At 38.7% G+C, this 18,760-nt stretch carries 19 protein-coding genes and 1 pseudogene; 13 read left to right on the top strand and 7 right to left on the bottom strand.

Going from position 1 to position 18,760, the window contains the following annotated elements; genetic code table 11:
- Positions 1-396 precede the first annotated feature (396 nt).
- Positions 397-919, bottom strand: a pseudogene (locus tag IGL37_RS12770) (transposase); the annotation flags it as partial.
- Positions 920-1,836: 917 nt separating this feature from the next.
- Between IGL37_RS12770 and IGL37_RS12765 the strand changes: the two are divergent.
- The 4 genes from IGL37_RS12765 (at position 1,837) to IGL37_RS12750 (ending at position 6,338) form a co-directional block, all read left to right on the top strand.
- Positions 1,837-3,123 carry a Shedu immune nuclease family protein gene (locus IGL37_RS12765; protein WP_033918116.1) on the top strand — a complete coding sequence of 429 codons (1,287 nt, stop codon included), beginning with the start codon at positions 1,837-1,839 and terminating at the stop codon, positions 3,121-3,123.
- 354 nt (positions 3,124-3,477) lie between these two features.
- Positions 3,478-4,413 carry an ABC transporter ATP-binding protein gene (locus tag IGL37_RS12760; RefSeq protein ID WP_002354809.1) on the top strand — a complete coding sequence of 312 codons (936 nt, stop codon included), beginning with the start codon at positions 3,478-3,480 and terminating at the stop codon, positions 4,411-4,413.
- Positions 4,406-5,176 carry an ABC transporter permease gene (locus IGL37_RS12755; RefSeq protein WP_002354811.1) on the top strand — a complete coding sequence of 257 codons (771 nt, stop codon included), beginning with the start codon at positions 4,406-4,408 and terminating at the stop codon, positions 5,174-5,176. The genes IGL37_RS12760 and IGL37_RS12755 overlap by 8 nt, the downstream gene beginning before the upstream one ends.
- Positions 5,177-5,363: 187 nt before the next feature.
- Positions 5,364-6,338: a tRNA dihydrouridine synthase gene (locus IGL37_RS12750; protein ID WP_002413934.1), complete on the top strand. Its 975-nt coding sequence runs from the start codon at positions 5,364-5,366 to the stop codon at positions 6,336-6,338.
- A 57-nt stretch (positions 6,339-6,395) separates the two neighbouring features.
- Here the strand turns inward: IGL37_RS12750 and IGL37_RS12745 are convergent, their stop codons facing one another.
- The 5 genes from IGL37_RS12745 to rpsN all read right to left on the bottom strand — a co-directional run bounded on the left by IGL37_RS12745 (position 6,396) and on the right by rpsN (position 9,625).
- Complete coding sequence (locus tag IGL37_RS12745; RefSeq protein WP_033918115.1) at positions 6,396-7,931, bottom strand: zinc ABC transporter substrate-binding protein AdcA; 1,536 nt, start codon at positions 7,929-7,931, stop codon at positions 6,396-6,398.
- Between the two features lie 20 nt (positions 7,932-7,951).
- On the bottom strand, positions 7,952-8,074 hold the full coding sequence (locus tag IGL37_RS12740) for a putative metal homeostasis protein (RefSeq protein ID WP_002383181.1): 123 nt from the start codon (positions 8,072-8,074) through the stop codon (positions 7,952-7,954).
- A gap of 31 nt (positions 8,075-8,105) precedes the next feature.
- Positions 8,106-9,080 carry a CobW family GTP-binding protein gene (locus IGL37_RS12735; protein WP_010822218.1) on the bottom strand — a complete coding sequence of 325 codons (975 nt, stop codon included), beginning with the start codon at positions 9,078-9,080 and terminating at the stop codon, positions 8,106-8,108.
- 15 nt (positions 9,081-9,095) lie between these two features.
- Positions 9,096-9,245 (bottom strand): 50S ribosomal protein L33, encoded by a 150-nt coding sequence (gene rpmG / locus IGL37_RS12730; protein WP_002354818.1) that lies wholly within the window; start codon positions 9,243-9,245, stop codon positions 9,096-9,098.
- A 110-nt stretch (positions 9,246-9,355) separates the two neighbouring features.
- Positions 9,356-9,625, bottom strand: coding sequence for a 30S ribosomal protein S14 (rpsN, locus tag IGL37_RS12725; protein WP_002354822.1), 270 nt, complete (start codon positions 9,623-9,625; stop codon positions 9,356-9,358).
- A 201-nt stretch (positions 9,626-9,826) separates the two neighbouring features.
- On the opposite strand from rpsN, the gene IGL37_RS12720 reads away from it, so the two are divergent.
- The 8 genes from IGL37_RS12720 (at position 9,827) to lrgB (ending at position 16,629) form a co-directional block, all read left to right on the top strand.
- Entirely contained in the window at positions 9,827-10,225 is a 399-nt protein-coding gene (locus tag IGL37_RS12720; RefSeq protein WP_002401676.1) for an OsmC family protein, read from the top strand.
- A gap of 361 nt (positions 10,226-10,586) precedes the next feature.
- The gene (locus IGL37_RS12715) at positions 10,587-11,309 is read left to right on the top strand and encodes a methionine ABC transporter ATP-binding protein (protein ID WP_002354824.1); all 723 of its coding nucleotides are present in this window, start codon (positions 10,587-10,589) and stop codon (positions 11,307-11,309) included.
- Positions 11,306-11,977, top strand: coding sequence for a methionine ABC transporter permease (locus IGL37_RS12710; RefSeq protein ID WP_002354825.1), 672 nt, complete (start codon positions 11,306-11,308; stop codon positions 11,975-11,977). Before IGL37_RS12715 ends, IGL37_RS12710 begins: the two co-directional genes overlap by 4 nt.
- Positions 11,978-11,989: 12 nt before the next feature.
- Complete coding sequence (locus IGL37_RS12705; protein WP_002354826.1) at positions 11,990-12,808, top strand: MetQ/NlpA family ABC transporter substrate-binding protein; 819 nt, start codon at positions 11,990-11,992, stop codon at positions 12,806-12,808.
- A gap of 91 nt (positions 12,809-12,899) precedes the next feature.
- Positions 12,900-14,669 carry a sensor histidine kinase gene (locus IGL37_RS12700; protein WP_002354827.1) on the top strand — a complete coding sequence of 590 codons (1,770 nt, stop codon included), beginning with the start codon at positions 12,900-12,902 and terminating at the stop codon, positions 14,667-14,669.
- A complete protein-coding gene (locus IGL37_RS12695; RefSeq protein ID WP_002354828.1) occupies positions 14,650-15,378 on the top strand; it encodes a LytR/AlgR family response regulator transcription factor in 729 nt (242 codons plus the stop codon). Before IGL37_RS12700 ends, IGL37_RS12695 begins: the two co-directional genes overlap by 20 nt.
- Before the next feature lie 151 nt (positions 15,379-15,529).
- Positions 15,530-15,949: an antiholin-like murein hydrolase modulator LrgA gene (gene lrgA / locus IGL37_RS12690; RefSeq protein ID WP_002354829.1), complete on the top strand. Its 420-nt coding sequence runs from the start codon at positions 15,530-15,532 to the stop codon at positions 15,947-15,949.
- Entirely contained in the window at positions 15,946-16,629 is a 684-nt protein-coding gene (lrgB, locus tag IGL37_RS12685) for an antiholin-like protein LrgB (RefSeq protein ID WP_002354830.1), read from the top strand. Before lrgA ends, lrgB begins: the two co-directional genes overlap by 4 nt.
- 196 nt (positions 16,630-16,825) lie before the next feature.
- Here lrgB and IGL37_RS12680 read toward each other — a convergent pair whose 3' ends face one another.
- Positions 16,826-17,371 (bottom strand): cysteine hydrolase family protein, encoded by a 546-nt coding sequence (locus IGL37_RS12680; RefSeq protein ID WP_002381050.1) that lies wholly within the window; start codon positions 17,369-17,371, stop codon positions 16,826-16,828.
- A gap of 165 nt (positions 17,372-17,536) precedes the next feature.
- Here IGL37_RS12680 and IGL37_RS12675 point away from each other — a divergent pair, with 165 nt between their 5' ends.
- On the top strand, positions 17,537-18,550 hold the full coding sequence (locus IGL37_RS12675; RefSeq protein ID WP_002365410.1) for an alpha/beta hydrolase: 1,014 nt from the start codon (positions 17,537-17,539) through the stop codon (positions 18,548-18,550).
- The last annotated feature ends 210 nt before the right edge of the window (positions 18,551-18,760 follow it).

Raw genomic sequence — 18,760 nt, 5'->3', positions numbered from 1 at the left:
ATCAATCGTCAAATTGATGAGCTTTTTGGGTAAAAACAATAGGAAAAGATAGACGATTAATTTCAGGACATTACCACAAGCTTCTGGTAATGAGTTAGTAATGGATACTTTGTTTCTATTATGGAAAGTATCGCTCAATAGATTTTTTTAACAAAAAAATACAGAAATAATGCGTATTTGGGTGTACTGTTGCCAAATGAGGGTAAACCAGGTCTTAAAAAAGCCCGTAAAGCATCACAATTCTCAAAACGTTAAAAACAGCTTCATATCAGTACTTTCAGACGTTTCGCAATTCATTTTGCGAAGCGTCTTTTTTGGCTCTTTGTCAAATAATGTTGGTAAAGAGAAATTGTAGAATTATGTCGAGTCCAGAGGAGAAAATCCTCTGGACTTTTTTTATTTGGTCTGTAGGGCTTGTCCTTGTTGGACGAGAATCCGCAATTTGAAATTATAAAAGTTACGAAAACCATAGGCATTCCGCTTTAACACTTTGATATGATTATTTAGACACTCCAATTGTCCATTGGAATAAGAATAATTCAAGGCATGGTGAATTTATTTTTGGTATTTTTTAAAAAGTGGTTTGATAGGTAGCTGGCAAGGGAGAAATATTTTGCGTAAGCAAGGCATCAAAATACGTTTGGTTGCGTTTATGAACGGCATACAAGAAGTCTTGGTACAACGTGTAGCCTTGTGCTAACTCAACACTATAAGAAAGCTGTCTGTCCACAAGCTCTGTTTCGGTTAAATACGTTTTAAACAAAGGGCGCCAACGGCGGTTTAAACTATCCAACTTTTCTTGATTTTTTTGTAATAACTTCCAATATTTTTTTAGCTGTTTTCCTTGTCGTTTTTCAGCTAAACTTGAACTTTTTAATAGGCGGTTTGTCCAAGTGATTCGATGGTTTCGAAAGGTCCGAGGCTCAAAACCTGATAAACGGCGGGAACAGAACCAACACTACACGTTGCTTCGATCTCAACAACTTCCAAGGTGTTTTCTCGACATACGTCTCGTCACAGTCCAGCCTTCAAAAGAGCTACAGCTCTAAGAGTTGCGATGTTTCACTGCGAAAAAGGAGCAGATGAAAGCAACGAATCTACTTGGTGAAGGACTTGGTCTCCAAAAATTAAAGAACACCAGGTAGGTATCATGCAACATCAACTCGTTCCTCGTTGTGTTTTATGACAATTTTCGGAAATTCCTTCTTGTTGGCTTTCTCATGTGACCATTCGTCGCAGTTTAGCCTTTGGGAGTGTTGAACAGTACCTACTTGGTTCCCGGAGTTAAACACTTGTCATTGTCTCCACTTTGTTTTTCTCAAAAGATGATATCACAATTATTGAATGCTTCTGCCTGAACCTCCAAACCTAATTTTTGCTGATCGTTCTGAGATGAAATACAAGCATAACCAATTTTTACCTTGTCTAATTTCTCTAATTCCTTTTCCTTCTTTTTCTGCCGTTTTTCTATATTGGAAAACTCCACATATATTATTTTGTGTTACATATATATGGTACAGCGAAATAGAGAGAATGACTAAAAGAGGACATAAAAAAGCCTGCAGTCTTGAGGACTACAGGCTTATATGCGGGGCGAGCTTCTAGTTTTTAGTACTGTTCTTTGTGGTAAGTTAGTAAAGTGTGTGCTTTTGTCTATTCTGGCTAAAATAGCAATCCATAATTGCCGCTCCAATTAGTATCTATAATTTGACCACTCCATTATATTCATAAAAATTTATGATAAAATAGTACTTAAATGCAAATTTACAATTTGCAACATCATTAACTAGGCCAAGTTTTTCAAACGGCATGTTTAATTAAAGGGAGTGTTATCAAATGTCAACTTTAGAATTTATCAAAACCAAAAATGAATTAGTTTGTAAATATTCACCTGCTTGGACTGGGTTAGTTCCTATATCTTCACGTATAAAAACCGACAAATTTGCAACAATCAGGAGAGTATTCAAGGTCACAAAGGACGACCTAAGACCAAGCAAATCTGCGTATTATTATAAAGACGAGTTTGCTAATATTGATATTTTAGATTTAATTGACCAATCGAAAATTGAAGATGTAGAGTTTACAATTGGAACTCTAGATAATGAGTATTATTTACTAGATAATAATATTTTAGAATTTGACAACAACATCTATTTGCATCAAGACTTGAAAATAACTAACAAAACTTTTCTTGCTTATTCAGATATCAACGTATTACGGAAACTTGATAATATTTCAGAGAAGGATATTTTTATAGGAGAAATGTCAGTATGTGACAATCAACAGTCTGAGTTTACGATACCAGCTACGGATTTCTATAAATTAATTAAATCATTTCCGAATTCAACTGAAGTGGCAAAGTATAATTATATGAGAATTACACAAGTAATTGGCAATTATATTGGGCTGAAAAAAGACTACACTTATGACTACGAACAATATATGAATAAAAAACACAGCAGTTTAGCTCTAGATAATGAAATAGAAAATAAAGAAATCATTAAAAACATATACGAAAACGAATATCAGAAGTATAAATTTATTCATCAAAAACTACAAAATATGATTCTAGAAGAGAGGGATTATCTTGAGAAAGATTGGCAGAGAGAAATCGCTAAGATTTTACCTTTAATCTTTCCAAAGTATCTTTCATTTTTGAGTGAAGAAACAATTAGCACTGAGGAGGGAGAAAAGAGACCTGATTTTATCTTTATTGATACTCAAGGAAATATCGATGTGGTTGAGATTAAGAAATCTTATAATGTCTCAGTTTTAGCAAAGAGCAATAAGAAATCGACGAGAAATAACTATGTTCCATCAAGGGATTTAACCATAGCAATAATGCAAATAGAAAAATATATTTATCATCTTAATCGGACTGGTTTAAAGTCGGAAACAAAAATCTGTAATGCGCTTCTCGAAAAGAACCATATTGATATGCCTATAAGAATTAGAAATCCTCAGGGAGTTATTATTTTAGGAAGATCTAATGAATTGAACGAAGAACAACAGAGTGACTATGAAGTAATTAAAAGACAATATAAGCACATAGCTGATATTCTTACGTATGATGATCTTTTGAATAGATTAACCATGCTACTGAATCATTTTGAAGATAAATAATGTGTTAAAAAACTGTACGTTCTGAATTAGCGCAGCCTTAATAGTCATCCACATAATGCTTGAAATTTTGAATTATCGTTTGTAATTTTCGATCTTTCTTATATCTGAAAAAAGACACGCTTTACAACAAAAACGTGAAAAAAGACCTTCGATAATGAAGGTCTTTTTGGGTATGGACGAGTCCTTTTATTGTTTAACGTTTTATTTGTCCTTATGAAAGTTAAACACTTCTGTCCCGACCTCAGAAAGTACAGAGCCTCTTTTTCTTTCAAACCAATTAACCTACCTTTTTCAAATAGCAATTAAGTGTTACAATAATATTCATGAATATTTATACATTAAGGAGAGTTACGAATGACTGATGCTCTTGTGATACAAGATTTACGCAAAGTGTACGCTTCAGGTGTTGAAGCGTTGCGGGGGATTGATTTAACAGTCGAAGAAGGCGATTTTTATGCTCTTTTGGGACCGAATGGCGCAGGAAAATCAACGACGATTGGGATTGTGACCTCGTTAGTTAATAAGACTTCGGGGAAAGTCAAAATTTTTGGGTATGATTTAGATACGGAAATGGTGCGGGCGAAGCAACAGATTGGGTTAGTGCCGCAGGAGTTTAACTTCAATCCGTTTGAAACGGTCCAGCAGATTGTGGTCAATCAAGCGGGCTATTATGGGGTGTCTCGTAAAGAAGCCATGAAACGGAGTGAAAAGTATTTAAAACAATCCAATTTATGGGAAAAACGGAACGAACGGGCGCGAATGCTTTCTGGCGGAATGAAACGTCGCTTGATGATTGCTCGCGCGCTGATGCATGAGCCGAAGTTATTGATTTTAGATGAACCAACTGCAGGTGTCGATATTGAATTGCGCCGTGAAATGTGGGCCTTTTTACAAGAGTTAAATGCGCAGGGAACCACGATTATTTTGACGACCCATTACTTAGAAGAAGCTGAGATGTTGTGTCGCAACATTGGGATTATTCAGTCTGGTGAATTGATTGAAAACACCAGCATGAAGCACTTGTTAGCAAAATTACAATTTGAAACGTTTATTTTTGATTTAGCACCTTATACGCAGGCGCCAGTTATTGAAGGCTATCAAAGCGTATTTGAGGACGAGTTAACGTTAGCGGTGGAAGTGGAACGAAACCAAGGAGTCAATCACTTGTTTGAACAGCTAAGTCAACAAGGAATCAAAGTATTGTCAATGCGGAATAAGTCCAACCGTTTGGAAGAGCTCTTCTTGAAGATTACCGAGGATACGTACCAAAGGGAGGATCAACATGTTTAGTCTGTATTTTACTGCTTTAAAAAGTTTAGCTGTGAAGGAAACCAACCGTTATTTACGGATTTGGGTACAAACACTGGTACCGCCAGTGATTACGACGTCCTTATATTTTGTGATTTTTGGGAAAATGATTGGCGGGCGAATTGGCGACATGGGCGGTTTTTCTTATATGGAATTTATCGTGCCAGGTTTAATTATGATGTCAGCCATTACAAGCTCGTACGCCAATGTTTCATCTTCCTTTTTCTCACAAAAATTCCAGAAAAATATCGAAGAAATTCTCGTGGCGCCAGTTCCAACTCATGTGATTATTTGGGGATTTGTGATTGGTGGCGTTGGTCGTAGTATTTTGGTCGGTGCGTTAGTCACCATCATTTCTCTATTTTTCGTCCCATTGCACGTTGTTTCTTGGCTGATGGTCATCATGACTTTATTGATGACAGCGATTCTCTTTTCTTTAGCTGGTTTGTTAAATGGTATTTTTGCGCAATCCTATGATGATGTATCGATTGTGCCGACCTTTGTGTTACAGCCTTTAACCTATTTGGGTGGGGTTTTCTATGCCATTTCCATGTTGCCGCCATTTTGGCAAGCTGTCTCAAAAGTTAATCCGATTGTTTACATGATTTCTGGGTTCCGCTACGGTTTCCTAGGGGTTCAAGATGTGCCAATTGGTATTTCTATGACCATTTTAATCTTATTTATTGTCGTTTTATATGGCATTTGTTGGTACCTTGTAGAAACAGGGCGTGGCTTACGTAGTTAAGCCGTAAAAAGATTAAACTGTCTGAATCACTCATTCTAGCGAGCAGATTCAGACAGTTTTCTTGTTTCTAAGTATGCCTTTTTTGATTCTTCGTGCATTTCCCTGTATAATAGCAATGTTTCGCACCAGAATATGTCGACAATTGTCGTTGAAAATAAAGAAAAAATCAGAAACGGAGTATATGAAGATGAGCAAGAATTTTTGGGCAACATTGCCAAAGCCCTTTTTTGTTTTAGCACCAATGGAAGACGTCACTGATGTGGTCTTTCGTCATGTCGTGAAAGAAGCTGGGGCACCAGATGTGTTTTTTACAGAATTTACTAATTCGGATAGTTATTGTCATCCTGAAGGAAAAGATAGTGTACGCGGGCGCCTCGTTTTTACAGAAGATGAACAGCCGATGGTGGCACATATTTGGGGGGATAAACCGGAATTTTTCCGTGAAATGAGTATCGGCGTAGCGGAGATGGGCTTTCAAGGATTAGACATAAATATGGGCTGTCCTGTGCCCAACGTGGCTGAGCGTGGAAAAGGCAGCGGGTTAATTTTGCGCCCAGAAGTCGCGGCTGAATTGATTGACGCCGCCAAAGCAGGTGGCTTACCTGTTAGTGTCAAAACACGCATTGGGTTTACTGAAATGGCGGAAATGGAGGCATGGATCACGCATTTATTAGAGCAAGACATTGCGAATCTATCCATTCATTTGCGAACACGAAAAGAGATGAGCAAAGTGGATGCTCATTGGGAGGTCATTCCGCAAATTATGGCTATTCGGGACCGTGTCGCACCGCAAACGACAATTACGATTAATGGGGATATTCCCGATCGTCAAAAGGGCCTAGAATTAGCAGAACAATATGGTGTAGATGGCATCATGATTGGCCGGGGGATTTTTAAAAATCCTTATGCCTTTGAAAAAGAACCCAAAACGCATACGCCACAAGAATTGCTGGGCTTGCTACGTTTACAATTGGATTTGCAAGACAAATATGCAGAATTGGTGCCTCGTTCCATCGTTGGGCTGCATCGCTTCTTTAAAATTTATGTCAAAGGCTTTCCAGGTGCCAGCGATTTAAGAGCACAATTAATGAATACAAAATCAACGGATGAAGTGCGCCAGTTGTTAGCGACGTTTGAAGCAGAACATGGTGTGCTTGACTAAATAAAAAAAGAGAGGAGGCAGCATTTTAGCTAATGCTATCTCCTCTCTTTTGAATGCTTAATGCGCAATCATTTCTTGGGCAATTTCTTGTTTGCTTAAGTCGCTTGGATAATACGTTGGCCAGTTGTCCATTTCATTGAACAGACTTTCTTGGCTATCGCCGCCGAAGAAGATGTGGAAATGAGCGGCTTTCGTTGGTGCGATGTTGTGGTCGCTAAATTGGACGTATTTAAACCGTCCAGCATTGGCATCGTCTGTTTCAAAAAGGAAACGGACGCCACGGTTGCCTTTTGCATAGTTTAAAATTTTATAACCGGCTGCTTTATAGGTGAATTTTTGTGGTTTGCCATTGACCAGAAATTCAATGGTGGAATCAGTGATGTTGATGTGGTCGACATCGGTTTGATAGCCGGCATCATAGTAGGTTTTGTATTCGGCTGGTGTTTTATCTTTTTTCAGTTTCGCTTTGTAATCGAAGACTTGGTCTAATGTGCCATCTTTTAATAAAGGATAGACGGATTGCCAATTTCCAGCGTAATCTGTCAGTGTTCTCTCAGCCACCTCACTGTCTTTGAAATAGCCGTTAGCCACGGTTTTTTCTGTTTTTTCAGAGGTTTCTGGCTGAACCTCTTTCCCGGCTGTATCTGTTGTTTTTTTCAAAGCAGTTAAGTTTTCTTTCATTACAGAAAGATAATCTTCGCCATTGTCCATTTGTTTTTGTGTCAAACTTTCTAGCGGGTTTAGGACTTCCAATTGAACATTTGCTTCGTCAGCTAACGTTTTAGCAATTTTATCGTTGGCATTTTTTTCAAAATAAATATAGCGAATTTGATTGTCTGTGACATATTTTTTCAACTCTGCCAAGCGCCCTGCGGTTGGCTCTTGTTCAGGTGTTAAACCAGCTATTGGCACTTGTTTTAAGCCGTAATCTAAGGCAAGATAACCAAATGCAGCATGTTGGGTAACAAAACTTTTTTGCTTAGCGTCTTTCAAAGCTGTTTGGAACTCTTTGTCTAAGGCCGTTAATTTTGTTAAGTATTTTTCTGCGTTTGTTTCAAATGTTTTGGCTTTTTTAGGGTAAAGTTTGACTAATTGTTCTTTGATGTTTGTGACTTCTTGGATGGCACGATGGGGCGAAACCCAAGTATGCGGGTCTAATTCATGGTGGTGTCCTTCTTCGCCATGTTCGTGGTCATGGTCGTGTCCGTCTTCGTCACTGCCAGGAAGTAAGACCATGTTTTCGGTACCTTTAATGACGTTCGGGGCTCCTTTTTTCCAGCCTTTAGCAGCTTTTGGTACCCAAGATTCCATATTTTCATTGTGGTAAACGAAAACATCCGCATCATGGATGGTAGCCATATCTTTGGCGGATGGTTCATAATCGTGGGGTTCAGAACCAGCAGGGATTAACAATTTGACGTCTCCTTCATCGCCTACAATATTTTTAGTGAAATCGTACATAGGATAAAAAGTCGTGACAATGGATAGTTTTTCTTTACCGTCAGCTGTTTTATCAGAAGTGTTTGTTCTGCCGCAAGCGCCGAAAAGAATTAGCGATAAGGCGGCTAACAGGGGAAGAGTAAATTTTTTCATAGGTGTGCTCCTTTAGTGAATTACGCAATTTTCTTTTGTTTATTGCGCTTATGTTCTTTAATGATTTTAAGTGCGCGTTTTCGTGTTTTGATGTTGGGACTTTTCAGTCGACGATAAGCGCTAGATAAGTCAGTTTTTTCCATTATATAGGACCTCCATTTCGTAAAAAATAATTTACGGAGTAGCTATTTTGTTGAGGGTTTGAAAGGTTTCTTGAATTTTTTTTGTCTCTAATTCTTTGCCAATCAGAACAATTGTCGTTTCTTGAGGGGGTTGATTCGTCATTTGAAAGGCCACTTGCTGGTTGACGCCTTGCATGGCAATGGCCAAGTCATGCTCCTGTAAGGCGAGAATCCCTTTGAAACGGTATAACTTTTCCTGATGTGTATACATTAACCAATCAAGCCAACGAGTGAAAAGAGGTTCGTTGAGGGCTGAGGACGCCGTTAACGTAAGGGAGTGAAAGGTATGGTGATGATGCTCGTGGGCGTGCTCATGCGGGGAATGAGTCATTTCGTGTTCTGTAAGTGTTGCCGTAAACTTATTTAATTGAAAAAAGTCACTAGCCAAAAGAGGCTCGTTGGCTTGAAAGGATAAAATATCAGCAAAAGGATTAATGGTACGAAGGGTTTCTTGGAACGTTGGTAGCTGAGTGCTGTCTGCTGGTTCCTTGACAGAAAAAAAGAGGCGATCTGCTAAGGCCAGTTGTTTGATGGCTTCGGTTTCTTGAAGTTGCTGTTGCCAATGATGCCCATCAACGACCGTTAAGAGACTGTCTATATAGAAATGATTTTTGATGTGCGGGGTCGTTAAAATTGTTTGAATGATTGGTTGCGGATCAGCAATGCCCGTTGTTTCTAAAATGACTTGGGCAACGGTTTGTTGTTCTTCTTGGTACACTTCTAAGATTGCTGATAAAGAGGCAAGAAGATCTCCTCGTAAGCTGCAACACATGCAACCGTTATTTAATTGAATAATTCGTTCCGTGGTTTGTAAAAGTAATGCGTGGTCAACGCCTGTTTGACCAAATTCATTTTCAATAATAATAATTTCTTCTTTAGGAAACGGTGACTGCGCAAGCGCATGGTTAATTAAGGTTGTTTTTCCTGCGCCTAAAAAGCCAGAAACAATGGTGATTGGAATGCCCATCAAGTTTTCCTCCTGTTATTTGACTTCAGTGAAAAGTGCGCGGCGCCGTAATTTTGGTGAATATTTTTTCAGCTGTAATTTTTCTGGTGTATTTCGTTTGTTTTTACTTGTTAAGTAAAGGCGCTCGCCAGTTTCAGCGCAAGCTAACGTAATGGTTTGGCGCATAGTACCGTCCTCCAATTTGATTTTTTTAATTGCGTATAAAAGATAAAGGGGGCTGCGAGGTCAGCCCAAATGCGACTGTCCTCGCTAGTTGTCTTTATCGAAATAATGAGTTACCAGCTTGCTTTTTTGACGCCAGGAATCAAGCCTTGGTGAGCCAATTCACGGAAACGAATCCGAGACATGCCAAATTTACGCATGTAGCCACGTGGGCGCCCATCTGTTTGATCGCGGAGTTTTAAGCGACTTGGATGAGCATCTTTTGGCAATTTGCTAAGACCTTCATAATCGCCAGCTTCTTTTAAGGCTTGGCGAATAGGCGCATATTTTGCAATCATTGCTTGTTGTTTTTTTGCTTTAGCAATTTTTGATTTTTTAGCCATAAGGCACTTCCTTTCTTTTTGGATTTATAAAATCTAAATCGTAATGGTTACGATTTGAACGGAAGTATATTATCAGGTGTTGCGTTATTTGTCAAGTGAGAATTTCATTTTTTTTTAGGACTTGCTAAGTTGAAAAGTTAGAAATGTTTGTTTTAGCGCTGTTTTGTAGTATCTTTTAAGAAAGAGTAAAAAGGAGTGAAGATGGCAATGGTAGAACGTTTGACGATTATTCGTGGTGTGGAAAAATTTGAATTACAAACGAAAACAGCGCACTGGGTGTTAGCAAAAGAAGAGGGATATTCGCCAGTTCAAATGCTCGTTTCGGCAATTGGCGCTTGTGGGGGATACGTGTATCAATCCGTTTTGGAAAATTCGCACATTCCCTTTGAGTTTGAAAAAATAGAAGTCACGTATTCAAGAGAAGTAGAGAGACGCGCACAACCATTAAAACAGGTGACGATTCTCTTTTATGTGTCTGTTCCAGAAGACTTTCAAGCACGGGCGACACGGTGTTTGAAGCTTGTCTCCCCAAACTGTCCAGTGATTCAATCATTGGCTGAAAGAATTACTGTCGAAGAAACAGTTGTATTTAAAAAGTAAACTATTAGAGACATTATCGTTACGAGCGCTTTTCCTTTTTTGGATGCCTCGTTTCTGAGAATGTCTTTTTTTAGAGGAGCGTGGGGAAATAGCTGTAGAAACAGGAAATTTTTAATTCATTTGTACAAAATAATACAGGCAAAAAACAGATAGTGTTTTTTTCACAAATAAAAAGGTTGCTTTTTTTTCTGTTTTAGTAGATGATGTAAGTAGTTACATCTCTGATATAACGCTGTTTTTCGAAACGTATGTTATTTTTTAATTCGTAATAGTTTTTTTAAATCGTTTCACAGAATTACTTTAATTGTTATACAGTTTTTTTAGTTGTTATAGTTTGTTTGTCGGCCTTTAGGAGGTAATCATGATTGAGTTAGTGAATGTGTCGAAAGTCTATCAAGAGACACACGCGTTAAAAAATATTCACTTTTCTGTCCAACCAGGAGAAATCGTTGGGATTGTTGGGAAAAGTGGCTCTGGCAAGTCCACGTTGTTACGTTTGTTGAATTTAATGGAACAACCGAGTGAAGGGGAGATTCGTATTGATGGCAGAAATGTTCAAACCTTTTCTAAAAAAGAAGTTCGCCAGCAGCAACAACAAATGGGGATGGTGTTTCAGCATTACAATTTGTTAGAAAATTTGAAAATTTATGATAATGTTGCGTTGCCTTTGAAACTTTTAAAAGAGAAACAGCCTGAAAAAATTGAGCGTTTATTAACGTTTGTTGATATGGCCCATAAGGCAGAAGCGTATCCTGCTCAGCTTTCTGGTGGGGAAAAACAGCGTGTCTCTATTGCTCGAGCGTTGAGCCGTAATCCAAAATGGTTATTATGTGACGAGGCAACGAGTTCATTAGATGAAGAAAATACAGAAAGTGTCGTTCGACTATTACATAAGACGCATCAGGAATTCCGACCGACTATTTTTTTTGTTAGTCACGAATTAGAAACCGTGAAGCGCTTATGTAATCGTATCTTAGTGATGGAAAAAGGTCAGTTAATTGGCGAATTTCTGAATAATCCTCAGCAATATGAGGAAGAACCGCTTTCCTATTTAGAAAAAGTGGAAAGGAGTTTGCGTCCATGACTTTTTCAGAAACCTTTGCCGAATATTGGCCATCTATGCTGATTGGTTTAAAAGAAACAGGGATTATGATGTCGATTTCGATGGCTATCTGTTTGCTTGTCGGCTTGCCTTTAGGATTAGGACTATTTTTGGCTAATCCGAAAGTCAAAGGGCATCAACCTTGGCTGTACTGGGTTTTAAATTTCATTGTAACTGTTATTCGCTCGTTTCCTTATTTATTATTTGTGATTGCGTTGATTCCAGTCACTCGTTCTGTTTTAGGAAAGGCGTTTGGCCCAATTCCTTCATCTGTGCCATTGAGTATTGTTGCGATCGCGATTTTTGCTCGCTTGGTTGAACAAGTGCTGTTGGATGTTCCAGAAGAAATTTATTTTTTAGCTAATTCGTTAGGTACCTCGAAAGTCCAATACATTTGGCACTTTTTATTGGTGGAAGCACGTAGCGGATTAGTCCTTGCTTACACAACCACGACAGTGAGTATGGTTTCATATTCCACGGTGATGGGTGTTGTTGGTGGCGGCGGGATTGGCGATTTTGCAGTTCGTGTCGGGTATCAACGGTATGAATACGGTATTATGTATGTGGCCATTGTGATTATGATTGCACTGGTCTTCATTTTACAAATGCTTGGGAACTTCATTGCCCAAAAACTAGACAAAAGAAAGTAGGAGGACAAAAGAATGAAGAAGTTTTATTTAGCAACATTCGCTGTTATTGCAACAGTCATTTTAGCTGCCTGTGGGGGAAATAAACAAGCAGATCAGAAAGAAGACAAGGAGATTACCGTGGCCGTGCAATTGGAATCTTCAAAAGATATCTTGGAGATTGCCAAGAAAGAAGCTGAGAAAAAAGGGTACAAAATTAACATTATGGAAGTGAGCGACAATGTTGCCTACAACGATGCCGTGCAACATGACGAAGCGGATGCTAATTTTGCGCAACATCAACCCTTCATGGAAATGTTTAACAAAGAGAAAAAAGCTGATTTAGTGGCTGTGCAACCGATTTATTATTTTGCTGGTGGTTTCTATTCAAAAGAATACCAAGATGCGAAAGATTTACCTGAAAATGCCAAAGTGGGGATTCCTAGCGATCCAACCAATGAAGGTCGTGCTTTAGCAATTTTAAATGCAAACGGCGTGATTAAATTAAAAGAAGGTGTCGGCTTTAACGGCACGGTGGCAGATGTCGTGGAAAATCCTAAAAACATCACTTTTGAAAGCATTGATTTACTGAATTTAGCTAAAGCCTATGATGAAAAAGACATCGCTATGGTGTTCTGCTACCCAGCCTACTTAGAACCTGCTGGTTTAACAACGAAAGATGCGATTTTGTTAGAAGATGAAGAAGCAAGTAAACATTACGCATTGCAAGTTGTGACACGTAAAGGCGAAAAAGATAGCGAAAAAATCAAGGTTTTAAAAGAAGCGATGACAACAAAAGAAGTTGCTGAATACATCAAGAAAAATTCTAAAGGTGCCAATATTCCTGCGTTTTAATGAATAGAAAAAATGAAGCTTCTTTTTTGAGAAGCTTCATTTTTTTCTTTTCCTTGATTTATAGTATAGTTAATAGGAAGGAGGTGCCGGTGTGGTCGAATTATTTATTTTAATGATGGAACGGGTAGGCTTAATTATTTTACTGGCCTTTCTTTTAGTGAATGTGCCTTATTTTAAGCGTGTTTTATTAAGTCGTGAAAAAATGTCTTCAAAAGTTCAATTGATTTTGATTTTTGGTTTATTTGCTATTATTTCTAATTTTACAGGTATCGAAATCGCTAAGAATCAGATTGTTCCCAATAATTTACTAACCTATTTAAGCAGCAATGCTTCCATTGCGAATACGCGTACGTTAGTAATTGGCGTTTCTGGATTAGTGGGTGGTCCGATTGTCGGCAGTGCGGTTGGTTTAATTGCTGGCTTTCATCGGGTTATTCAAGGCGGGGGGCATAGTTTCTTTTATGTGCCTGCTTCTTTAATTGTTGGCTTAATTGCCGGTTTTTTAGGGAGCCGCATGGCAAAGCAAACCGTTTTTCCGTCTGCCGGCTTTTCTGCCATTGTCGGAGCGTGCATGGAAATGATTCAGATGATTTTTATTTTCTTTTTCAGCGGTGATCTATCGGATGGGGCCACGTTGGTTCGTTTTATTGCGCTGCCGATGATTTTGTTAAATAGCGTAGGAACGTTCATTTTTATGTCGATTCTAACGACGACATTGAAACAAGAAGAGCAGGCCAAAGCGGTTCAGACGCACGATGTTTTGGAATTAGCAGCGGAAACACTGCCATATTTTCGAGAAGGCCTCAATAAAAATTCCAGCAAAAAAGTTGCGGAGATTATTAAGCATTATACAAAAGTCAGTGCGATTAGCATGACAAACAGTCATCAAATTTTAGCTCATGTTGGCGCAGGAAGCGATCATCATATTCCAGAGCTAGAAGTCATTACAGAGCTTTCTCGGGAAGTGTTACGGACGGGCCGAATGACCATCGCACATGCCAAAGAAGAAGTCGGTTGTTCGGACCCTAATTGTCCGTTGCAAGCGGCGATTGTGATTCCATTATTTTCCCATCAGCAAATTGTTGGCACCTTAAAAATGTATTTTACGGATCCAGCGCAGTTAACGCATGTCGAGGAACAGTTAGCAGAAGGTCTTGGGACAATTTTTTCTTCACAAATTGAATTAGGGGAAGCGGAAGTACAATCAAAATTACTTAAAGAAGCTGAAATTAAATCCTTGCAAGCGCAAGTGAACCCGCATTTCTTCTTTAATGCCATCAATACTATTTCCGCATTAATGCGGAAAGACAGTGAAAAAGCGCGGAAACTATTGCTCCAATTAAGCAAATACTTTCGAGGTAACTTGCAGGGAGCCGTGCAAACTACGATCCCAGTTTCACAAGAACTAGAACAAGTAAAAGCCTATTTGTCATTAGAACAAGCACGGTTTCCGAATCGTTATCAAGTAACATTTGACGTGGAAGAAGCGGTTGCTTCAGAAAAAGTACCGCCGTATGCGATTCAGGTGTTAGTGGAAAATACCATCAAGCATGCATTTGGCAGCCGGAAGGAGAACAATCAAGTTCGGGTAGTGGTCAAAGCAAAACAACATAAATTACATGTGGATGTGTATGACAATGGGCAAGGGATTCCTGAAGAACGCCGCTTGCTATTAGGAAAGACGACAGTGACTTCGGAAAAAGGCACCGGCACGGCACTGGAAAACTTGTCCCGCAGAATGGCGAACCTTTATGGATCAGAAGGTTGTTTTTTAATTGAAAATTTAGAGACAGGCGGGAGCCATGTTCATTTAGAAATCCCGATGGAACAGGAGGAATTAGATGCACGTATTAATCGTTGATGATGAGCCCTTAGCACGAGAAGAATTGAGCTATCTTGTTTCCCAACATCCGCAAGTGACGAGCGTTGCAGAAGCGGATTCTGTGGCGGAGGCAATGGAAGAGATGATGGATCAAAAGCCAGATCTGTTATTTTTAGATATTCATTTGACTGATGAAAGCGGGTTTGATTTAGCGGAAAAATTAACCCATCTTAAAAAAGCGCCCTACTTGGTCTTTGCAACCGCCTATGATCAATATGCGTTAAAGGCCTTTCAAGTGAATGCAAAAGATTATATTTTGAAACCTTTTGAAGAAGAAAAAATAACACAAGTCATTGAAAAAGCATCGAAAGAAATGGCTCAAGCTGTCCCAGAAAACACTGCCGAAAAAGGACCAAAATCTGAAGCAATACCTATTCAAGGGGAAGACCGCATTTATCTTGTGGCGCCAGAAGATATTTACCTCGTTTCTGTCGAAGAACGGCAACTGAGCATTTTTGTAGATCAACAGGTCTATAAGATGACAGGGACCCTCAACAGTATCGAACAGAAATTACCTGCCACGCTCTTTATTAAAACGCACCGAAGTTTCATCTTGAATCGAACAAAAATTCAAGAAATCCAGCCGTGGTTTAATAACACGTTGCAAGTAATTTTAACCAACGGCTCAAAAGTACCTGTTAGCCGTTCATACGTCAAAGAATTTAAAGAAAAACTTGGCTTAAGTTAAAAAATCACCACTTGAAATGTCGAATGCATTTCAAGTGGTGATTTTTGCATTTGGTGAAGAAATTCTGGCATTTCATGAAAAAAAGCCCTTAAAAAAACGTTTTCTTTATATACTTAACCCATAGAAAACAGACAAAAGGGAGCGAAGAAGAATGGAAAAGAAAGTATATTCATTTTTACAACAAGCAGCAGTTTTTGCCATTATTATGTTAATCGCCAACGGCTTGGCGTTCATTTCCCCAATACCAATGCCTGCTTCAGTAATTGGCATGGTGTTATTGTTCATTGGTTTATGTACAAAAGTTGTTAAATTGGAGCAAGTGGAAGGGCTAGGTAATAGCTTATCAACGGTTATTACATTTTTATTTGTTCCTTCAGGGATTTCCTTAGTTAATTCTTTAGGGATTATGCAACAATTTGGCGTTCAAATTGTTTTTGTTATTTTAGTAGCGACACTAGCGTTACTAGCAACGACTGGTTGGACGGGCGCCTTTTTATTGCATATGAAAGATGCTCGAAAAGAAAAAGAACCCGCAGCAACGAAGAAAGCGAAAGGAGAGGTTCGCGCATGAATCCGTATGTTGGCATTATTATTTCATTAGCTGTATTTGGCATAGGTACTTGGTTGTTTAAAAAAAGTAAAGGTTTCTTCTTATTTACGCCATTATTCGTTGCGATGATTTTAGGCGTTGTCGTTTTAAAAGTAACAGGAATTAGTTACGAGCAATACAATGAAGGTGGCAAATATATCAGCTTCTTTCTAGAGCCTGCGACAGTAGCGTTTGCGATTCCTTTATATAAAAAGAGAGACGTGTTGAAAAAATATTGGTTAGAAATTTTAACGGCGTTAACAATTGGTTCTTTTGGTTCGCTAGTGGCTGTTTATTTTGCAGGAAAAGTGATTGGCATGGATAATCATTTAGTGGCCTCAATCTTACCACAAGCAGCTACAACAGCGATTGCCGTACCTATTTCTCAAACTGTTGGCGGCATTGCTTCCATTACGGCGTTTACTGTAATCTTCAATGGTGTACTAACCTATGCCTTGGGCCGAATTGCATTGAAATGGTTTAAAATTAACAATCCAATCGCCAAAGGTTTAGCTTTAGGTGCGGCCGGACATGCCCTAGGTGTGGCAGTTGGCATGGAAATGGGCGAAACAGAGGCTGCTATGGCTAGTATTTCTGTCGTAGTGGTTGGTGTAGTTACTGTTTTAGTAGTTCCTTTCTTTGCAACGGTCATTGGTCTATAAAAAAGTGGGCTTCCCCACTCTTTTATGAGTAGCTAATTTCTATCAACTAGCAGTCTCTGCTTATTCTGTTCCCGCCGTTTATCAATTTTTAAGCCTGGGACAAAAATCCAAAGTGATTTTTGTCCCAGGCTCTTTTGTGTTGTTTACACGATTTTTTGAGTATAGATAGGGCGCGTGGAAGGATTGACCAGTCTTTTTATAGAATGGTTGCTCCTAAAGTTTGTTTAAAGTGGCGTAACGCCCATTCGTGTCCTTGTTCATCAAAACTAGCAACGGCATTCTCGGGAATCATTAATTGATAGCCTAAATTATAGGCATCGACAGCCGTATGCAACACGCAAATATCTGTACAAACACCAGTTAAACAAAGCTCTGTAATTCCTCGTTCTCGTAATCGAATGTCCAAATCTGTACCACTAAAAGCAGAATAGTGCCGTTTGTCCATCCAATAAACGCTTGCCTCATTTTTGTGAGCTTGATAAAAATCAGCTAGCGAGCCAAACAGATTACGCCCGTCAGTTCCTAAGACATTGTGGGGCGGGAAAAGTTTATTTTCAGGATGATAGCGATCTAGGGGGTCATGCCCATCAATGGCAAAAACCACAAAATCGCCATTGTCAAAATAGTGCTTTGTTTGTTGAACAAGGGCCGTTTCAATGGCTTGCCCAGCGGCACCAGTGGTTAGTTTTCCGTCTGTGGCGACAAAATCATTCGTATAATCAATGGAAATCAGAGCTTTCATTTGGCAACCTCCTAAAGGTTAAAGTCATTTTGTTCATTTTACAGCTTTTAAGAAAGCATTTCAAATGATAAAAGTACATCAAATTCTAAAAAAGCTGTTTCAAAATAAACGCTTTGGCTAAAAAACATGCTATAATTTTGCTACAAATTAAAGCAGGTGAATAGAGTGAAAAGAAAAATCGTACGTTTTATCCTTTGGTTGTTAGGAATCATTGTGGTTATTTGCTTAGGCGTGTTTCTCGCCTTTCAATTATCCCCTAAGCCAGGCGCTTGGGTCATCAACCAGTTATTCGCAGGCGAAGTTGAAATAAAAGATTCAGCTTCCTATGATAAAGCATTACCCAATGTCCAATTTCAAGAAAATCAAACATACCCTTCTTCAAGAAAAAAGAATACCTTTGATTTGTATTATCCCCAAACGTCAAAACAAGCGGTACCAGTCGTTTTATGGGTCCATGGTGGTGGCTATGTGGGAGGAGATAAGTCTGGGATGAAAGAGTTTGCGACACGTTTAGTGGCTGATTCCTCAGTTGCCTTTATTTCAATGAATTATGAATTAGCACCAGACGCACCTTATCCAAGCCAGCTCCAGCAGGTCAATGAACTTGTTCAATTTTTATTAGAAAAGAAACAAGCATATCCCATGTTAGATTTATCTAAGCTTTTTATTGGCGGGGACAGTGCGGGTGCACAGATTGCTCTACAATATGCAACAGTTCAAACCAATGCCAACTATGCCAAAGAACTAGGGATGACTGCAGCGTTGCCGGCTAGCCATTTAAAAGGCACACTCTCGTATTGTGGTCCGGTGGATTTGAAACAAATGGCCAACCAACAAAGTGATAATCGTTTTATGAAATTTTTCGTTAAAACAGTGGCTTGGTCTTTGCTCGGCACTAAAGACTGGCAGACGAGTGCAGAACTGCAAGAAGTGAGTTTAGTGGATAAAGTCACCAAAGAATTTCCCCCGACGTATCTAACAGATGGCAATAGTTTTTCATTCCAAGAGCAAGGACTAGCCTTGGTTCAGCGGTTAAAAACTTTAAATGTTCCAGTTTCAGCTCTCTTTTTCAAAGATAAGAAAGCAACGATCACACATGAATATCAATTCGACTATCAAACAAAAGAAGCTAAACAATGTTACCAAGAAACAGTCCAGTTTGTGAATACGTATAAATAAACAGAGGCCTTAGAAATATTTCTAAGGCCTCTGTTTATTTGTTTTTGTCATTTTTTTAGCTGAGAAATATGTATAAATTAAACAAAAATGTTTATTTAATGATGTTTACATGAGAAAAAATCCGTGCTATACTACGAACTCGTTTGTTAATTTTAATGTTAAAAATAACGTTTTTGTTATTTTTGTGAACAAATTAACATTTTTATCTTA

Source organism: Enterococcus sp. AZ119 (assembly GCF_050546175.1).
Classification (GTDB): domain Bacteria; phylum Bacillota; class Bacilli; order Lactobacillales; family Enterococcaceae; genus Enterococcus; species Enterococcus faecalis.
The sequence above is the reverse complement of the archived record's forward strand: the minus strand, read 5'-3'. Positions and strand labels throughout refer to the sequence as shown.

What these genes read in the sequence shown, in the direction of transcription:
- IGL37_RS12765 (WP_033918116.1), top strand. Translation starts at nt 1,837, where the DNA reads ATGTCAACTTTAGAATTTATCAAAACCAAAAATGAATTAGTTTGTAAA.
- IGL37_RS12760 (WP_002354809.1), top strand. Translation starts at nt 3,478, where the DNA reads ATGACTGATGCTCTTGTGATACAAGATTTACGCAAAGTGTACGCTTCA.
- IGL37_RS12755 (WP_002354811.1), top strand. Translation starts at nt 4,406, where the DNA reads ATGTTTAGTCTGTATTTTACTGCTTTAAAAAGTTTAGCTGTGAAGGAA.
- IGL37_RS12750 (WP_002413934.1), top strand. Translation starts at nt 5,364, where the DNA reads ATGAGCAAGAATTTTTGGGCAACATTGCCAAAGCCCTTTTTTGTTTTA.
- IGL37_RS12745 (WP_033918115.1), bottom strand. Translation starts at nt 7,931, where the DNA reads ATGAAAAAATTTACTCTTCCCCTGTTAGCCGCCTTATCGCTAATTCTT.
- IGL37_RS12740 (WP_002383181.1), bottom strand. Translation starts at nt 8,074, where the DNA reads ATGGAAAAAACTGACTTATCTAGCGCTTATCGTCGACTGAAAAGTCCC.
- IGL37_RS12735 (WP_010822218.1), bottom strand. Translation starts at nt 9,080, where the DNA reads ATGGGCATTCCAATCACCATTGTTTCTGGCTTTTTAGGCGCAGGAAAA.
- rpmG (WP_002354818.1), bottom strand. Translation starts at nt 9,245, where the DNA reads ATGCGCCAAACCATTACGTTAGCTTGCGCTGAAACTGGCGAGCGCCTT.
- rpsN (WP_002354822.1), bottom strand. Translation starts at nt 9,625, where the DNA reads ATGGCTAAAAAATCAAAAATTGCTAAAGCAAAAAAACAACAAGCAATG.
- IGL37_RS12720 (WP_002401676.1), top strand. Translation starts at nt 9,827, where the DNA reads ATGGCAATGGTAGAACGTTTGACGATTATTCGTGGTGTGGAAAAATTT.
- IGL37_RS12715 (WP_002354824.1), top strand. Translation starts at nt 10,587, where the DNA reads ATGATTGAGTTAGTGAATGTGTCGAAAGTCTATCAAGAGACACACGCG.
- IGL37_RS12710 (WP_002354825.1), top strand. Translation starts at nt 11,306, where the DNA reads ATGACTTTTTCAGAAACCTTTGCCGAATATTGGCCATCTATGCTGATT.
- IGL37_RS12705 (WP_002354826.1), top strand. Translation starts at nt 11,990, where the DNA reads ATGAAGAAGTTTTATTTAGCAACATTCGCTGTTATTGCAACAGTCATT.
- IGL37_RS12695 (WP_002354828.1), top strand. Translation starts at nt 14,650, where the DNA reads ATGCACGTATTAATCGTTGATGATGAGCCCTTAGCACGAGAAGAATTG.
- lrgA (WP_002354829.1), top strand. Translation starts at nt 15,530, where the DNA reads ATGGAAAAGAAAGTATATTCATTTTTACAACAAGCAGCAGTTTTTGCC.
- lrgB (WP_002354830.1), top strand. Translation starts at nt 15,946, where the DNA reads ATGAATCCGTATGTTGGCATTATTATTTCATTAGCTGTATTTGGCATA.
- IGL37_RS12680 (WP_002381050.1), bottom strand. Translation starts at nt 17,371, where the DNA reads ATGAAAGCTCTGATTTCCATTGATTATACGAATGATTTTGTCGCCACA.